Genomic DNA, 15,983 nt, shown 5'->3' on the forward strand with positions numbered 1-15,983 from the left:
GCTGCAGCCATGGACCTCACGAACGACAGCGGCCGCCGGGCTCTGGTGGTCGGACTCGGCATCAGCGGGATCGCAACGGCCCTGCGGCTACGGCAGATCGGCTGGACCCCGGTCATCGTCGAGAAAGCCGCCTCCAGGCGGTCCGGCGGATACTTCATCGCCCTGTTCGGGGCGGGCCGCGCCGCCGCCCGGCGCCTGGGCATCCTGGACGGCCTGACCGACCGGACCCCCCGCGACGGCGCCAACTTCACGATCGACCGCACCGGAAACCGACGGCTGGGCCTCGGCTACGCGGACCTGCCGGGAAAGCCGTGGATGATGCTGCGCGGCGACATCGAACAGGCGGGCTTCGACCAGCTGCCGGCCGACCTCGACATCCGCTACGCGACCGTGCCGACCCATATCGAGCAGGACGCGGAGGGCGTGGATGTCACGCTGGCCCACACCGTGGACGGCACTGCGGTCACCGAACGGTTCGACCTGGTCGTCGGCGCGGACGGCCTCCGCTCCACCGTGCGGCGACTGGCGTTCGGGCCGCACGAGAAGTATCTCCGCCGGCTGAACTACATCGTGGCCGCCTACCAGCTTCGCGGACCGGTCAGCGATGTCGCCTCGGACGACGGCGCCATCCTGCTGGAACCCGACCGGTCGATGTGGATCTTCCCCTTCGCCGACCGTCCTCCGACGGTGCTGCTGAGCTACCGGACCGACGATGTGGACGCCGAGTTCAGCGCGGCGCCGGCCGAGCGGGTGCGCGCGGCGTTCGGCCGCGGGCGGCCGACCGGGCGCGCGCTGGGTGAGGCGCTCGACGCGCTGGAATCCGCCGACGACCTGCTCTTCGACTCGGTCGAACAGGTCCACATGGACCGCTGGCACCGCGGCCGGGTGGCGCTCGTCGGTGACTCGGCGTGGTGCGTGACGCTGTACGCCGGAATGGGCGCCTCGGCCGGAATGGCCGGAGCGGACCTGCTCGGCTCCATGCTGGAGCGCCACCCCGACAACGTGGCGCGTGCCCTCGCCGAATGGGAGCACACGCTGCGGCCCTACGTGGAGCACTACCAGTACAACGGGGCCCGGCAACGCAAGTTCTTCGTCCCGGCCAACCGTCTCCAGCTCGCCCTCCGCAAGGTGATGACGAAGGGGATGCGGACTCCGGTGACCTCGCGCCTGATCCGCCGGTTTCAGGCGAAGAGCAAGACGGCCCGCTTCAAAGAAATGGACATCGCCCGAGCATGATGGCGGGACCCGCGTCCGCGGGTCCCGCTCCGCTCAGGCAAGGAACCGACCATGGCAGCACTCGTCGAACAGGACTCGGCCAAGGCCGCCCGCATTCTCACCGTCGCACGGGAGCTGGTGCTCAAGCGGGGGGTCAAGGGCGTGACCGTGGCGGAGATCGCGGAAAAGGCCCACGTCGGCAAGGGCACCGTGTACCTGTACTGGGGCACCAAGGAAGACCTCCTCGTCGGGCTGTTCGCCAGGGAGTTCCTGGCCGTCGTGGAGGGCTCCGTCGATGCGCTGACCGCGGACCCGGACGCCGCCCGGCCACACCGGCTGTGTCCGCAACTCATTCACAACGGCCTGGAGCGCCCGTTCGTCCGCGCACTACAGACCGGCGACTCCGACCTGCTGGGCGTCCTCACCCAACACCCGCGCAGCACGGAACTGCTCGGCACACTGGGCCCGGCCGCACTCATGTACACGGTCCTGCCGGTGTGGCGTCAGCACGGGCTGGCCCGGACCGACTGGCCGCTGGATGAACAGGCGTACGCGCTGCAAGCGCTCATGGCGGGCTTCCTGGCGATGGCCACCCGTACCCACACCCTGCGTGAGGTGACCGTCGAAGCCCCCGACAAGGTCATCGCCGCCTCGGTGACCGCCCTGCTCGGCCCCGGAGAAGCCACCCCGGACGCCGTGCGCGCAGCCGCAGAAGAAGGCCTGCGACTGCTCCGTCACCAGCGCGAACTCGTACTCGCCTCGATCACCAGCCAGCAGGAAACCGCCCAAGGACAGGGGTAGAAGAAGGCGGGCACGTTCGCTGCACGCGGGGAGGGGATGCGCACACCTCACCGGGAACCCAAGGGTGTTGCCGATGCGCCCTCGCCCTCCTGCGGCCGCATCGGTGCGCTGAAGACGCGAAGTCCCCGAGGCGAACGGGGCAACGAACAAGGCCCAGGTCACCGACCTGGGCCTCAACTCTGGAGCGGGTGACGGGAATCGAACCCGCGCTCTGAGCTTGGGAAGCTCATGTTCTACCATTAAACTACACCCGCGTAATCCCGCCTCGGATCGAGAGCGGAACATCGTCGCACACTCTACCCCATCGCCGCCCCGCGGTGCATTTGGCATGCCCGGATGCTGTGAGAGGGGTGGTCGGTGGGGGTGCTGGGCGGGGTGTGAGCCCGTGGTGTCGGGGGTGGGATGTGGGTGCGGGGTGCGGGAGTTGGGGCGTACGGTGGGGCGTCGGAGTGCCGCGTGTGAGGGCGCCCAGTTCATCCCCTAATGTGGCTTTTGTTGTCCACGCAGTTGGGAGAGGGACTTGATGGAGCGCACCGTCGTACGTTGTGCCGAGGGCCACGTGTTCAGCACCGCTTCGTTCCCGATGCAGACCACCGACCGGCTCGGTCCCGGACGGCTGTTGCGCTGCCCGCGCTGTGCTCGGCTGCGGCACTCGGTGCCCGTCGAGCACGCGAAGCGGTAGTGAGTAGCGATCAAGGAAGAGCGATAGCGATCAAGGGGAGTGCCGCTGCGGTCAACAAGGTCGCGGCACTTCGTTGAGAGCGGCGGTCCGCCTCGTGTGAGAGGCAGTGGCCGGCAGCAGACGAGGAGTGGGCGAGGCCCGGCTTCCCTGGTGGGGGGCCGGGCCCTCGTCGTGTGGGCGCGTATCCTCGTCTGCGTGCTTCTCTCAGACAAGGACATCCGGGCCGAGATCGATGCTGGTCGGGTGCGCATCGACCCCTACGAAGAGTCGATGGTGCAGCCGTCCAGCATCGACGTGCGCCTCGACCGCTACTTCCGGGTGTTCGAGAACCACCGCTACCCGCACATCGACCCCGCCGTCGAGCAGCAGGACCTGACCCGTGAGGTCGTGCCCGAGGGCGATGAGGCGTTCATCCTGCACCCGGGCGAGTTCGTGCTCGCCTCGACGTACGAGGTCATCACGCTGCCCGATGACCTCGCGTCCCGGCTTGAGGGCAAGAGCTCGCTGGGGCGGCTGGGGCTGCTGACGCATTCGACCGCCGGTTTCATCGACCCGGGGTTCAGCGGCCATGTGACGCTGGAGCTGAGCAATGTCGCCACGCTGCCGATCAAGCTGTGGCCGGGCATGAAGATCGGGCAGCTGTGCATGTTCCGGCTGACCTCGCCGACCGAGCACCCGTACGGCAGTGAGAAGTACGGCTCCCGCTACCAGGGGCAGCGCGGTCCGACGCCGTCCCGGTCGTTCAAGAACTTCCACCGCACGCAGGTATGACACAGCCGCGGCGGTGTGGGCGGCGCGCTCTACAGGGCGGGCGCGTGGCAGAGGGTGTGGACACAGAAGGTCTGAGAGAGATACGTGAGTGACGTGCGGGAGAACCTGACGTACGAGCGGTTCGGCGGGGCGATCCGTGAGCTGGCGCAGACGATCGCGGATGACGGGTACGAGCCCGATGTCGTGCTGTCGATCGCCCGTGGCGGGGTGTTCGTCGCCGGGGGGCTGGCGTACGCGCTGGACTGCAAGAACATCCACCTGGTGAATGTGGAGTTCTACACCGGGGTGGGGACCACCCTGGAGATGCCGGTCATGCTGGCGCCGGTGCCGAACGCGATCGACTTCTCGGAGAAGAAGGTGCTGATCGCGGACGATGTCGCGGACACCGGCAAGACGCTGAAGCTGGTGCATGACTTCTGCCAGGGGACGGTGGCGGAGGTCCGCAGCGCGGTGATCTATGAGAAGCCGCACTCGCTGGTGAAGTGCGAGTACGTGTGGAAGCGCACGGACGAGTGGATCAACTTCCCGTGGAGCGTCCTGCCTCCGGTACATAGGTCGGGAGAAGCGGCGAAGCTGAATAAGGAAGCGCTCTGACCTGCGATTGCTTCGTCGCTTCGGGATACTGAGCTGTGCGGTGCACGAGGGCCCTTCGATTGATCACCTGATCATCGAGGGGCCCTCGTGCTGTCCGCCGGAAATTCCACGACGCCGGTGCACCTGGCCGGGGCGCCCGTGACGGGCTGAGACACATCCGCGGCGAATTGCTGCACCCCGCGCAGGATAGCCTCCAATTCGGAGCGGTGAGCGGGTAGTTGACCAGCCCGCCTGCTCAACTTGCGGGCCCGTTATGTGGTGGCAAACTGGAATCGCCACTATGCGCGTTCTCAGCAGTCGAGTAGGACGCCGGGCTTTTCATTTTGCCACCCACCTGACGGTGTCACATGTGTGCGCGCCTCTGGAGGTTGTCTCTCATGGAACGCAAAATCGCGAGCATCGACGAAGCCGTGGCTAACGGAGATGGTGTGGTCGCGGCCACCGACGAAGCAATGCTGGAGATAGTCAAGAAGACGGTTGACGCTGAAATATCGGCGACGTTCTACGTCAGTCGCGGCGTTGCTGAAGCGGTGATGGCCTGGTACTGGTCCCCCGAGAGAATCAGGGAAATCGGGGTTGAGGTGGTGTCTCCAGCCGAGCTGGCGAGGATAGAAAAGGAGCTCGGCCTGAAGGACGTGATCCACTTCGCGAATCGCACGCCCTGTGAGAACTGTGGGCATGTCTATGGGGCCTTCGAGTTCGTTGAGCAGGGGCTCCAGGCGCATGGTAGGCAGTCGGTGGAAGCGGTCCTGGATATGAAGGCCGCTGTTCTGATCCGGGTCAACCCCTCCGAGGTCTCTATTTGTCCGAACTGCGACCAGCGCATCACCGAGGGCGGTCTCAAGCTCGGAGAGAGGATCGTCGGAGGGACGGAGGTCCCGCATTATTACGGCGGAACGTCGGCTTATGCCGGGTGCTGTCGGGGAGGACGCCTGGTCTGAGGCGAAGGCGTTCATCGGGCCCGAAGAGGTACTGCCGTCACCGATGCTCGCGAGCGCTGCTCCGGCTGATCGCCATTCTCCGTAAGGGAGTTGGTGGTCGGCCGGTTTTTTGTTGTGCCGCTTTCGGGCCCTCGCGTGTCCCGAGGGTCAGAGCAGCCAGGCCAGGTAGACGGAGAGGGCTATTCCGGCGAGGGATGTGAGCGCCAGGCGCTTGGCGAACCAGGCGAGGCGGGTGCCACGTACCGCTGTGAAGACATCCTGCCCCGGCGCGCCCTTGCGCGGAAGGACGCCGCTCGCGATGACGGGTAGTGCCATGGAGCCGAGCAGCAGGCCCAGGAAGGCGAAGGCGAGGTGGCTCCAGGCGGAGCCCATGCCGGTGACGACGTAGCCGCCGCTGCCCTTGCGGACCTGGAGCGTGTCGCCGGGATGGGCCTCCCGGGTGTTCACCCGGGCCCGCGGGGCGCTCGGCGCGCCCGCACCGTCATCGGCCCCGGCCGGGTGGAAGGCGCCGTAGCAGTGGCGCATGCCTCCGCTGGCGCCGCCACCGCTGTGGCACTCGCTGACGGTCAGCGTGCCGCCGGTGCCCAGGAGTCCGCCGGCGACGGCGGCCTGGGTCAGGGATACGCCGAAGATGCCGAGGGCTATCAGCAGGCCGATGATGCCGGCGGCGCGGCCTCCCGCGGTGGGCTGCGGGGCACTCATTGTTGGCATGGACAGACCCTATGGCAGTGGTCGTGGCGCAGCTGCCGCTGGTGCGGTGCCGGGGGGGGGCTCGGCGGCTGCGGTGGCTGGCCGCGTCTGAGGTTGCCTGGGCCGGCGCCTGAGGTGGCCTGGGGGCGGCCGATCGCCGTTGTTCGTAAGGGAGTTGGCGGTCGGCCGGGCGCTTTTTGTGGTGTCGCTTTCGGCCAATCGCGTTCCGGGTGTTCCGCCGTTGCATACCTCCGACTACAACCCGCGGTAACAGGAGACCGGAGGGGAGGCCCCATGGCGCGGGTGAGACGTGGGCGGTGGGCGTTACGTGGGCGGAGTGCGGGATTCGGGTCGCGTGCGGGGGGTGGGCGGCGGCTGCGGGCTGTCGTGGTGACCTCGACGGCGGCTCTGAGCATGGTGTGCACCGTGGCGGTGGGTGGGGCGAGCGCTGCCCCCGGGGCCGCGGGCGGCACGGCTGCCGCCGGTGCCACGGCATCCAAGCCGCTGTCGGCCGAGCTGGAGAAGATCCGGGCGCGGGAGGCGGACCGGCTCTACGGGGATCCGGCCGAGCGTCCCCTCGGGGAGCGCAAGACCTCGGTGATCTCGCTGGGGGACAGTGAGATCTCGGGGGAGGGCGTCGGGACGTACGAGCCGGGGACGGACGGGCCGGACAACTGGTGCCACCGGTCGCCGGACGCGGCGATCCACCGGACCGGGATCGGCGCGGACGTCACGTACAACGCCGCCTGCTCGGGTGCGGGCAGCGGCAACATCGTGCTCGGCGGCAGCAAGCAGTACGCCGATGAGCTGGTGCAGAGCGACAGTCTCGCCATCGCGGCCCGTAACACCCGGCTGAAGATGGTGCTCCTGGTGGCCGGCGCCAACGACGATCTCCAATTCGGGCCGGTGATGACGGACTGCGTCACCCGCTGGTTCCTGTTCCAGGGGACCTGTGAGCCGAAGTACCAGCCGGGCTGGCAGGCGCGGGTCGACGGGCTGGTGCCGAAGGTCGAGCGGACGGTCGGCGATCTGCGGACCGTGATGCGGGACGCGGGGTACGCCGATGGCGACTACCGGCTCGTGGTGATGTCGTATCCGAGCCCGATCGGGCCGGATGTGGAGGACAACCCGCGGTACCCGGGGAAGCTGCCGGGCGGCTGCACGGGCTACACCTCCGATGCGGGTTGGGGACGCAACGCCGCCGTGCCGGCGTTCGAGAAGGGGGTGCGGAAGGCCGCGCGGGACAGCGGCGCGACCTATCTGGACGCCTCGCGGCTGTTCCACGGGCACGAGGTGTGCATGGAGGACACCTGGGCCCGCGGGCTGTATGTGAACCTCACCAACCCCTTCCCGCCGAACTCGAACTCGGTGCGGCAGTCCTTCCACCCGAACGCCCGCGGCCACGGCGCGTTCGCGTCCTGTCTGACCCAGCTGTACGCGTCCGGGCTGCGCGAGGCGGCCTGTGCCGATCCGGCGAGCACCGGGCAGCCGAAGCTGTACCCGGGGGCCTGGGACGACGCGTACCGGCCGCTGAAGAACGCCGGGACGGGCAGCTGTGTGGATGCGACCGGGGGCGCCAGCCGTAATGGCACGGTGGTCGGCGGCTGGGACTGCCACGGTCAGCGCAACCAGGGCTGGTGGTACGACCCCGAGCAGCGGTCGCTGCATGTGGAGCTGACCCAGGACCGGTGCCTGGACGTGCCGGGCGGGCGGTACGCGGCCGGGGCCGGGCTGGTGCTGTGGAACTGCTCCGGCTCCGACAACCAGCGGTTCGTACGGGCCGACGGCGGCACCCTCCGGCCGGCCGCCGCGCCGTCGCTGTGCCTGACGCTGGCCGGGGCGAAGGAGCCGCTGCGGTTGCAGGGCTGCGACGGGTCGGCCGGGCAGCGGTTCGCCTGAGGGCCGGGCGGCGCGGCCGCGCGGGCGGTGCGCCGTAAGCCCGACCGGTGCGCCGGACGGCCGGTGGTGAACCCTCCGTACGGCAAGGGGCCCGCTCCGGAGCCGAGTGCTCCGGGGCGGGCCCCTTGCCGTGGCCGGTGTGGCCTTACAGCGTGCCGAGCTTCACCAGGGCGAGCAGCGCGACCAGCTGGATCGCGGCGGCGCCGAGCGCCTTGGGCCAGGGAAGATCGTGCGACTTGCTGACCATGGAGGTGAGCAGATAGCCGGTGGCGAGCCAGGTCAGCCAGCCCAGGACCTGGACCAGGGTGCTGTCGCCGCCGAGGAACATCGCGAAGAGCAGCCGCGGCGCGTCCGAGATCGTCATGATCAGCATGGCCAGGCCGATGGTCGGCTGCCAGGCGCCGTCACCGCCCAGCTGGCGGGCCATGGTGTGGGTGACCGTACCCAGGATCAGGCTGCCGATGATGAACATCACCGCGGTGATCAGCAGCCAGAGGATGCTGTTGGAGAGGGTGGAGTTGAGCACATCCTCGCGGGCCTTGTCGAAGCCGAAGACCGCGAGCAGGCCGTAGATGAAGGTGACGATCAGCGCCGGGGCCCAGACCTGGTGGTCCCGCATCTGCCAGAACGTGGCGTCGGGGCGCAGCACGATGCCGGGCAGCAGCTGCTTCCAGTGCAGCCGGGGGCCCGCCGGGGGCGCGCTGGTCTGGCCGGCGCGGTAGGTGTCGCCCGCCCCGTATTGGTCGGAGTCGCCGCCGTACTGGCCGGCGGGCGCACCGTAGGCGTCCGGGGCGTCGTCGATGCTGAACTGCTGGGTGTGACCAGGGTTGTTGTCGTTCGAATACGGTGCGTAGGACTGCTGCTGGGGCTCGTAGCCACCGTCGCCGAAGTACTCGGGCTCGCCGTGCTGCCCGTGCGGCTGCGGCTGCCCCTGCGGACCGCCGCCGAACTGCTGCGGTGCCTGCTGCCATTGCCCAGGCGGCGAGGGGGGCTGCTGCTGTCCGTACGGCCCTTGCTGCCCGTACGGAGCCTGCTGCCCCTGCTGCCCCTGCTGTCCGTTCTGCGCGGGGCGGGCATCCCGTCCGCGACCCATCCTGAATCCAGCCACGTACTCGAAAGTACCTGGTCCGCGTGGATTGGGTGGCGGAGCCGGGGGATCGGGCCCCGCTTTGCTGCTGACCTGTGACATCCCCTAGGGGGTTCCCCGAGGGGGTACGGCGCCGGGGGCCGGTGTCCAGCGGAGGGTCAGATCCGGCAGGTTCTCCATGTTGGCGCTGCCGTCGTTGGCGGCCACGACCCGGAAACCGTGGTGGGCGTAGAACGCCCTTGCCCCGGTGTTGAGTTGAAAGACATGCAGGTACAGGCCGTCGGGCCGGTACCTGCGCGCCTCGGCGAGCAGCAGCGAGCCGATGCCGGCGCGCCGGACATCGGGACGGAGGTAGAGCTGTTCGAGCAGCTCGCCCTGGAGGGCCGCATAGCCGACGAGCTCCGCGCCACGGACGGCGACGAGGGTGTGACTCTGCGGCAGCACGATCTCCCGGATCCAGCGGGTGACCTCATCGTGGGTACGGCGCTGGGGCGGCAGGTAGGGCATGGTGGCCTGCCGTGATGCCTGGTGGACGGCGGCGATCGCGGGGGCATCGGTGGGGAGGGCGAGCCGGACCCTGACGGGCGGGGCGGGCGGCGTCTCGCGTGCGGCGGGGCGTGCGAACGCGCTCGGATCGTCGGCCGTGGCCCTGCCCGTGTCTGTGTTCATGGCGTCATGCTCGGATGCGTCCCGCGCCGGGACAAGTGTATTAGCCACCGGCCACAAAACAGCTGGCGGGCCGTCAGGGAGCCCTGAAATCCGCCGTGGTGAAGGAGAAGGCGGGCCGCGTGGCGAGTCCTGACGGACCGCCGGGCAGGACCGTCACCCTGTCGTGGGTGCGGTCGCGCCGGGTGAGCAGGACGAGGTCGGCGCGGTGGTCGCCGTCGAAGTCGGTGAGGGCGAGAACCGTTGCGTGCGGGCGCCCGGAACCGGGCAGGCGGGGCACGGGCAGCCGGCGGGCGGTCGTGGCGAGCCCGTTCGCGGTGCCGCGCAGCAGGGCGGGGCGGTCGCCGGCCACGACGAGATCCGGGTTTCCGTCGTGGTCCACATCACCGGCGGCGAGGGTGGGGACCCCGCCCGCGCCGGTACGGATCCTGCCGGGGCGGCCGCCGACGGAGAGCAGACCGTCGGTGTCGGCGGTGACGGAGGTCACCGCACGGGCGCCCCTGGTGAAGCGGCCGAAGACCGTGGCGTAGCCGGGCGGGTAGGCGGCCGGGCCCGCGCGGAGCGGGCCCCGGGGACCGCCGAGGGCGAGCCGGCCGCGGGCGCGGCGGCCGGGGTCGGCGGCCCGTACGAGGAGGTCGTCCGCGCCGTCGCCGTCGAGGTCGGACGACGACAGGGGCGCGGTGGGCGCGAGGGCGGTCCCGGGGATGTCCACGGGTGCGCCGGCCGCCTTGGGGGCGCCGGCGTGGGTGAACGGGCCGCGCAGATAGCTGATCCGGGGGCCGGAGGCGGTGACGGCCAGGTCGGGTGCGCCGTCGCCGTCGAAATCGCCGCAGACCGGCTGGTCGGGCCATTCGTTGCCGAATCTCGCCCGGTCCGGGATGCGGAGTTTCACGGCACGGGCGGGGCCCAGGCCGTGCGGTGAGCCGAAGAGGAGCTGGACGGGGACGGGCGGGCGGCCGACGCCGTCGTACGGCGGGTCGGTGGTGACGACCAGATCGCTGAAGCCGTCCCGGTCGAGGTCACAGACGGTCTCGGCGTCGAAGGACGCGGGGACGGTGCCCGCGGTGGGGGCGGCGTGGCGGGCCGGGGTGAGCAACTCCCGGGTGGCCGGGTCGAGTCCGCGCGCGGAGCCGTAGACGATGCCGATGCCCGGGTCGTCGTCATGGCCGCCGGCCGGTGCGAGCAGGCTGTCGAGGACGAGATCGGGGTGACCGTCGCCGTTGAAGTCGGGGGCGGTCCGGCTGCCGTGGCCGGTGGGCACGGGGCGCGCCCGGGGCAGCGTGGAGGCGCGGTGGGGTGCGACGGGCCGCGCGTCGCCCGAGGGGGAGAGCAGCCCGCAGGAGCTGAGCAGGAGGGCCAGCCCGAGCCCCGCCGTCGCGGCGATCCGTCGTTCCATGCCGTATCCACCCCACCCGTAAGCCTGTTGTCGTGTCGTCCACCGCGGCGCCCCGATGCTTCCCGGCGGCCCGCCGCCCCGCAATGCCCCCACCACGGGTGGCCGGAAAGGCCGGCGGCCGGCCCCCTCCGAGAGGGACCGGCCGCCGGCCGACGTTCCTGCCCGTGCCGTTACTTCACCGGCTCGGGCTCCGGGGTGTCCTCCTGCTCCGTCTCGCCTGCCGGGTCGACGGGGGTCTTGACGGAGTCCAGCAGCAGCTGGGCCACGTCGACGACCTGGACGGATTCCTTCGCCTTGCCGTCGTTCTTCTTGCCGTTGACCGAGTCGGTCAGCATCACGAGGCAGAAGGGGCAGGCCGTCGAGACGATGTCGGGGTTCAGCGACAGGGCCTCGTCGACGCGCTCGTTGTTGATGCGCTTGCCGATGCGCTCTTCCATCCACATCCGGGCACCGCCGGCGCCACAGCAGAAGCCGCGCTCCTTGTGGCGGTGCATCTCCTCGTTCCGCAGGCCCGGCACCTTGGCGATGATCTCGCGCGGCGGGGTGTAGACCTTGTTGTGGCGGCCCAGGTAGCAGGGGTCGTGGTAGGTGATCAGACCCTCGACCGGGGTGACGGGGGTGAGCTTGCCCTCGTCCACCAGGTGCTGGAGCAGCTGGGTGTGGTGGATGACCTCGTACTCGCCGCCCAGCTGCGGGTACTCGTTCGCGATGGTGTTGAAGCAGTGCGGGCAGGTCGCGACGATCTTCTTCGACGCCTTCGGCTTCTTGGTCGACTCGTCCTCGTCGTCCTCACCGAAGGCCGCGTTCAGGGTGGCGACGTTCTCGGCGCCGAGCTGCTGGAAGAGGAACTCGTTGCCCAGACGGCGCGGCGAGTCACCGGTGCACTTCTCGTCGCCGCCCATGATCGCGAACTTCACGCCCGCGATGTGCAGCAGCTCCGCGAAGGCCTTGGTGGTCTTCTTGGCACGGTCCTCCAGGGCACCGGCGCAGCCGACCCAGTAGAGGTACTCGACCTCGGTGAGGTCCTCGACGTCCTGGCCGACGACCGGAACCTCGAAGTCGACCTCCTTGGTCCAGGCCAGCCGCTGCTTCTTGGCCAGGCCCCAGGGGTTGCCCTTCTTCTCCAGGTTCTTGAGCATCGTGCCCGCCTCGGACGGGAACGAGGACTCGATCATGACCTGGTAGCGGCGCATGTCGACGATGTGGTCGATGTGCTCGATGTCGACCGGGCACTGCTCGACACAGGCACCGCAGGTGGTGCAGGACCACAGGACGTCGGGGTCGATGACCCCGTTCTCCTCCAGGGTGCCGATCAGCGGGCGCTCGGCCTCGGCCAGCGCGGCCGCCGGGACGTCCTTGAGCTGCTCGGCGGTCGCCTGCTCGTTGCCCTCCATGTCCTTGCCGCCGCCGGCCAGCAGATACGGCGCCTTGGCGTGCGCGTGGTCGCGCAGCGACATGATCAGGAGCTTCGGGGAGAGCGGCTTGCCGGTGTTCCAGGCGGGGCACTGCGACTGGCAGCGGCCGCACTCGGTGCAGGTGGAGAAGTCGAGCAGGCCCTTCCAGGAGAAGTGCTCGACCTGGGAGACACCGAACTGGTCGTCCTCGCCCGGGTCCTCGAAGTCGATCGGCTTGCCCTCGCTGGTCATCGGCTGCAGGGCGCCCAGCGCCACGCCGCCGTCCGCCTCACGCTTGAACCAGATGTTGGGGAAGGCGAGGAAGCGGTGCCAGGCCACACCCATGTCGGTCTTCAGCGAGACCGTGATCATCCAGATGAAGGACGTCGCGATCTTGAGGGCGGCGAAGAAGTAGGTGAGGTTCTGCAGGGTGCCGAGGCTCATCCCCTTGAAGAACGCGACCAGGGGGTACGAGATGAAGAACGCCGGCTCGTAGTGGTCGACGCCGTGCTGGGCGCCCTCCAGGGCGTGCAGCGTCACGATGCAGATGCCGACGATGAGGATGACGGTCTCGACGAAGTACGCCTGGCCGGTGTTGGAGCCCGCGAAGCGGGACTTGCGGCCCGCGCCGCCGGGGCGGTTCAGCTGGCGGATGACGATCAGGGCGATGATGCCCACGGTCGTCAGCGTGCCCATCGCCTCGACGTACATCTCCCACGGCAGCCAGTCGCCGATGAACGGGATCAGCCAGTCGGCCTGGAAGAGCTGGCCGATGGCGTTGACGATCGTCAGCAGCAGGGTGAGGAAGCCCACCGCCACGAACCAGTGCGCGACGCCGACGACGCCCCAGCGGTTCATGCGAGTGTGGCCGAGGAACTCCTTGGCCACCGTGACGGTCCGCTGGGCGGGCGCGTCGGTGCGGGTGCCGGCGGGCACCGGCTGGCCGAGTCGCATGTGGCGGTAGATCTGGAGCAGGGCGCGGCCGAACAGCGCCACGGCGACCGCGATGAGCACCAGCGACACGATGATCGCGGCGAGTTGCATGGGAGGCTCCTCGTACCTGCGAGAGCGGAAACGGTGAGGGACTACTAAGCAGTAACTTTTTTGGTCTGCCGCTGAGGTTACCCATTCTCCTCCGCCCCATGAAGCCGCCCGGCCGGTGATCTGTGTCGCGAAGGCAACCCTGTGTGGGGCCCCGGCGTCCTGCGGTGCAGCCGTAGTGACGATAAGAGCGATATAAAACTTGAGCGCGTCCGACTCAGGTCTGTTGACAGGTTTTCTTTGGTCCTGCACTCTTGAGCCTGTTCCACTCAAGTCAGCTGGAGGAATTGAAATGGCACGTGCGGTCGGCATCGACCTGGGCACGACGAACTCCGTCGTCAGTGTTCTCGAAGGCGGTGAGCCCACCGTCATCACCAACGCCGAGGGCGCCAGGACCACGCCGTCCGTTGTCGCCTTCGCCAAGAACGGCGAGGTGCTGGTCGGCGAGGTCGCCAAGCGTCAGGCGGTCACCAACGTCGACAGGACCATCCGGTCGGTCAAGCGCCACATGGGCACCGACTGGAAGATCGACATCGACGGCAAGGGCTTCAACCCGCAGCAGATGAGCGCCTTCATCCTGCAGAAGCTCAAGCGCGACGCCGAGGCGTACCTCGGTGAGAAGGTCGTCGACGCGGTCATCACCGTTCCGGCCTACTTCAACGACTCCGAGCGCCAGGCCACCAAGGAGGCCGGCGAGATCGCGGGCCTCAACGTCCTGCGGATCGTCAACGAGCCCACCGCGGCCGCCCTGGCCTACGGCCTGGAGAAGGACGACCAGACCATTCTGGTCTTCGACCTCGGTGGCGGCACCTTCGACGTCTCGCTCCTGGAGATCGGCGACGGCGTCGTCGAGGTAAAGGCCACCAACGGTGACAACCACCTCGGTGGTGACGACTGGGACCAGCGCGTCGTCGACTACCTGGTCAAGCAGTTCCAGAACGGCCACGGCGTCGACCTGGCCAAGGACAAGATGGCGCTCCAGCGCCTGCGCGAGGCCGCCGAGAAGGCGAAGATCGAGCTGTCGTCCTCCACCGAGACGACGATCAACCTTCCCTACATCACCGCCTCCGCCGAGGGCCCGCTGCACCTGGACGAGAAGCTCACGCGCTCGCAGTTCCAGCAGCTCACCTCGGACCTCCTGGACCGCTGCAAGACGCCGTTCCACAACGTGATCAAGGACGCGGGTATCAACCTGTCCGAGATCGACCACGTGGTCCTGGTCGGCGGCTCCACCCGTATGCCCGCCGTCGCCGAGCTCGTCAAGGAGCTGACCGGCGGCAAGGACGCCAACAAGGGCGTCAACCCGGACGAGGTCGTCGCCATCGGCGCCACCCTCCAGGCCGGTGTGCTCAAGGGTGAGGTCAAGGACGTCCTCCTGCTGGACGTCACCCCGCTGTCCCTCGGTATCGAGACCAAGGGCGGCATCATGACCAAGCTCATCGAGCGCAACACCACGATCCCGACCAAGCGCTCCGAGATCTTCACGACGGCCGAGGACAACCAGCCGTCCGTGCAGATCCAGGTCTACCAGGGCGAGCGCGAGATCGCGGCGTACAACAAGAAGCTCGGGATGTTCGAGCTGACCGGTCTGCCGCCGGCCCCCCGCGGGGTCCCGCAGATCGAGGTCTCCTTCGACATCGACGCCAACGGCATCATGCACGTGACCGCGAAGGACCTGGGCACGGGCAAGGAGCAGAAGATGACCGTCACCGGCGGCTCCTCGCTGCCGAAGGACGAGGTCGACCGGATGCGCCAGGAGGCCGAGCAGTACGCGGACGAGGACACCAAGCGCCGCGAGGCCGCCGAGACCCGCAACCAGGCCGAGCAGCTCGTCTACCAGACCGAGAAGTTCCTCAAGGACAACGAGGAGAAGGTCCCGGGCGAGGTCAAGACCGAGGTCGAGGAAGCCCTCACCGAGCTGAAGGAAAAGCTCAAGGGTGAGGACACCGCGGAGATCCGCACCGCCACCGAGAAGGTCGCGGCCGTCTCCCAGAAGCTGGGTCAGGCCATGTACGCCGACGCCCAGGGTGCGGCCGGCGCCGAGGGCGCTGCCGGTGCCGAGGGCGCCGAGCAGGCCAAGGCCGAGGACGACGTCGTGGACGCCGAGATCGTCGACGACGAGAAGCCGAAGAAGGATGGTGCCGCGTGACGGAGGAGACCCCGGGCTTCGACGAGAAGCCCGACGTCCCTTCCGACGCCGCTCCCGAAGACGCGGCGCAGGCCGAGTCCGCCGACAAGGCGGGCTCGGCCCCGGCCGGGGACGTAACGGACGTAGCGCTCCAGGCGCAGCTGGACCAGGTGCGTACGGCGCTCAACGAGCGCACGACGGACCTCCAGCGGCTCCAGGCGGAGTACCAGAACTACCGCCGTCGGGTGGAGCGGGACCGGGTCACGGTCAAGGAGATCGCCGCGGCGAACCTCCTGTCCGAGCTCCTTCCCACCCTCGACGACATCGGCCGCGCCCGCGAGCACGGCGAACTGGTCGGCGGCTTCAAGTCGGTGGCCGAATCGCTGGAGACCGTGGTCGCCAAGCTCGGTCTGCAGCAGTTCGGCAAGGAGGGCGAGCCCTTCGACCCGACGATCCACGAGGCGCTGATGCACTCGTACGCACCGGATGTCACCGAGACGACGTGCGTGGCGATCCTTCAGCCCGGGTATCGCATCGGTGAACGAACGATCCGCCCCGCGCGGGTCGCCGTCGCCGAGCCGCAGCCGGGCGCGCAGGGCACCAAGTCCGGATCCGATGACGAGGCCAAGGGTGCCAAGGCTTCGGACGAGGAGAGCGGTGGCCCGGAAGAGGGCTGAC

Annotated in this window: 13 protein-coding genes and 1 tRNA gene; 8 read left to right on the forward strand and 6 right to left on the reverse strand. The window is 69.1% G+C overall.

The window, feature by feature from the left end; genetic code table 11:
* Window positions 1-9 precede the first annotated feature (9 nt).
* Together ACZ4XD_RS06035 and ACZ4XD_RS06040 are read left to right on the forward strand one after the other, a co-directional pair.
* Window positions 10-1,236: an FAD-dependent monooxygenase gene (locus ACZ4XD_RS06035; protein WP_468038637.1), complete on the forward strand. Its 1,227-nt coding sequence runs from the start codon at window positions 10-12 to the stop codon at window positions 1,234-1,236.
* Between the two features lie 51 nt (window positions 1,237-1,287).
* Window positions 1,288-2,016: a TetR/AcrR family transcriptional regulator gene (locus tag ACZ4XD_RS06040; RefSeq protein WP_468038639.1), complete on the forward strand. Its 729-nt coding sequence runs from the start codon at window positions 1,288-1,290 to the stop codon at window positions 2,014-2,016.
* 180 nt (window positions 2,017-2,196) lie between these two features.
* Here ACZ4XD_RS06040 and ACZ4XD_RS06045 read toward each other — a convergent pair.
* Window positions 2,197-2,270: transfer RNA gene (locus ACZ4XD_RS06045), tRNA-Gly, on the reverse strand.
* 623 nt (window positions 2,271-2,893) lie between these two features.
* Here ACZ4XD_RS06045 and dcd point away from each other — a divergent pair.
* The 3 genes from dcd to ACZ4XD_RS06060 all read left to right on the forward strand — a co-directional run bounded on the left by dcd (window position 2,894) and on the right by ACZ4XD_RS06060 (window position 5,004).
* Complete coding sequence (gene dcd / locus ACZ4XD_RS06050; RefSeq protein WP_042151944.1) at window positions 2,894-3,469, forward strand: dCTP deaminase; 576 nt, start codon at window positions 2,894-2,896, stop codon at window positions 3,467-3,469.
* 84 nt (window positions 3,470-3,553) lie between these two features.
* The gene (locus ACZ4XD_RS06055) at window positions 3,554-4,063 is read left to right on the forward strand and encodes a phosphoribosyltransferase (RefSeq protein ID WP_468038641.1); all 510 of its coding nucleotides are present in this window, start codon (window positions 3,554-3,556) and stop codon (window positions 4,061-4,063) included.
* 377 nt (window positions 4,064-4,440) lie between these two features.
* Entirely contained in the window at window positions 4,441-5,004 is a 564-nt protein-coding gene (locus ACZ4XD_RS06060; protein ID WP_468038643.1) for a hypothetical protein, read from the forward strand.
* 147 nt (window positions 5,005-5,151) lie between these two features.
* Here the strand turns inward: ACZ4XD_RS06060 and ACZ4XD_RS06065 are convergent, their stop codons facing one another.
* The gene (locus ACZ4XD_RS06065; protein ID WP_468038645.1) at window positions 5,152-5,715 is read right to left on the reverse strand and encodes a hypothetical protein; all 564 of its coding nucleotides are present in this window, start codon (window positions 5,713-5,715) and stop codon (window positions 5,152-5,154) included.
* Window positions 5,716-6,108: 393 nt separating this feature from the next.
* On the opposite strand from ACZ4XD_RS06065, the gene ACZ4XD_RS06070 reads away from it, so the two are divergent.
* Window positions 6,109-7,593: a ricin-type beta-trefoil lectin domain protein gene (locus ACZ4XD_RS06070; RefSeq protein ID WP_468038647.1), complete on the forward strand. Its 1,485-nt coding sequence runs from the start codon at window positions 6,109-6,111 to the stop codon at window positions 7,591-7,593.
* A gap of 145 nt (window positions 7,594-7,738) precedes the next feature.
* Here the strand turns inward: ACZ4XD_RS06070 and ACZ4XD_RS06075 are convergent, their stop codons facing one another.
* The 4 genes from ACZ4XD_RS06075 to ACZ4XD_RS06090 form a co-directional block, all read right to left on the reverse strand.
* Complete coding sequence (locus tag ACZ4XD_RS06075; protein ID WP_468038804.1) at window positions 7,739-8,686, reverse strand: Yip1 family protein; 948 nt, start codon at window positions 8,684-8,686, stop codon at window positions 7,739-7,741.
* Window positions 8,687-8,785: 99 nt separating this feature from the next.
* On the reverse strand, window positions 8,786-9,349 hold the full coding sequence (locus tag ACZ4XD_RS06080) for a GNAT family N-acetyltransferase (protein WP_468038649.1): 564 nt from the start codon (window positions 9,347-9,349) through the stop codon (window positions 8,786-8,788).
* A gap of 73 nt (window positions 9,350-9,422) precedes the next feature.
* Window positions 9,423-10,742 carry an FG-GAP repeat domain-containing protein gene (locus ACZ4XD_RS06085; RefSeq protein ID WP_468038651.1) on the reverse strand — a complete coding sequence of 440 codons (1,320 nt, stop codon included), beginning with the start codon at window positions 10,740-10,742 and terminating at the stop codon, window positions 9,423-9,425.
* Between the two features lie 170 nt (window positions 10,743-10,912).
* The gene (locus ACZ4XD_RS06090) at window positions 10,913-13,180 is read right to left on the reverse strand and encodes a (Fe-S)-binding protein (protein WP_468038653.1); all 2,268 of its coding nucleotides are present in this window, start codon (window positions 13,178-13,180) and stop codon (window positions 10,913-10,915) included.
* 289 nt (window positions 13,181-13,469) lie between these two features.
* On the opposite strand from ACZ4XD_RS06090, the gene dnaK reads away from it, so the two are divergent.
* Entirely contained in the window at window positions 13,470-15,326 is a 1,857-nt protein-coding gene (gene dnaK / locus ACZ4XD_RS06095) for a molecular chaperone DnaK (RefSeq protein ID WP_018092396.1), read from the forward strand.
* Window positions 15,323-15,982, forward strand: coding sequence for a nucleotide exchange factor GrpE (grpE, locus tag ACZ4XD_RS06100; protein ID WP_468038655.1), 660 nt, complete (start codon window positions 15,323-15,325; stop codon window positions 15,980-15,982). Before dnaK ends, grpE begins: the two co-directional genes overlap by 4 nt.
* Window position 15,983 lies beyond the last annotated feature (1 nt).

This window comes from Streptomyces sp. NPDC029466 (assembly GCF_055574515.1).

Coding starts and splice junctions, on each gene's coding strand:
- ACZ4XD_RS06060 (WP_468038643.1), top strand. CDS start 4,441: ATGGAACGCAAAATCGCGAGCATCGACGAAGCCGTGGCTAACGGAGAT.
- dnaK (WP_018092396.1), top strand. CDS start 13,470: ATGGCACGTGCGGTCGGCATCGACCTGGGCACGACGAACTCCGTCGTC.
- ACZ4XD_RS06035 (WP_468038637.1), top strand. CDS start 10: ATGGACCTCACGAACGACAGCGGCCGCCGGGCTCTGGTGGTCGGACTC.
- ACZ4XD_RS06070 (WP_468038647.1), top strand. CDS start 6,109: ATGGTGTGCACCGTGGCGGTGGGTGGGGCGAGCGCTGCCCCCGGGGCC.
- ACZ4XD_RS06075 (WP_468038804.1), bottom strand. CDS start 8,686: ATGGGTCGCGGACGGGATGCCCGCCCCGCGCAGAACGGACAGCAGGGG.
- ACZ4XD_RS06065 (WP_468038645.1), bottom strand. CDS start 5,715: ATGCCAACAATGAGTGCCCCGCAGCCCACCGCGGGAGGCCGCGCCGCC.
- ACZ4XD_RS06040 (WP_468038639.1), top strand. CDS start 1,288: ATGGCAGCACTCGTCGAACAGGACTCGGCCAAGGCCGCCCGCATTCTC.
- ACZ4XD_RS06090 (WP_468038653.1), bottom strand. CDS start 13,180: ATGCAACTCGCCGCGATCATCGTGTCGCTGGTGCTCATCGCGGTCGCC.
- ACZ4XD_RS06080 (WP_468038649.1), bottom strand. CDS start 9,349: ATGAACACAGACACGGGCAGGGCCACGGCCGACGATCCGAGCGCGTTC.
- ACZ4XD_RS06085 (WP_468038651.1), bottom strand. CDS start 10,742: ATGGAACGACGGATCGCCGCGACGGCGGGGCTCGGGCTGGCCCTCCTG.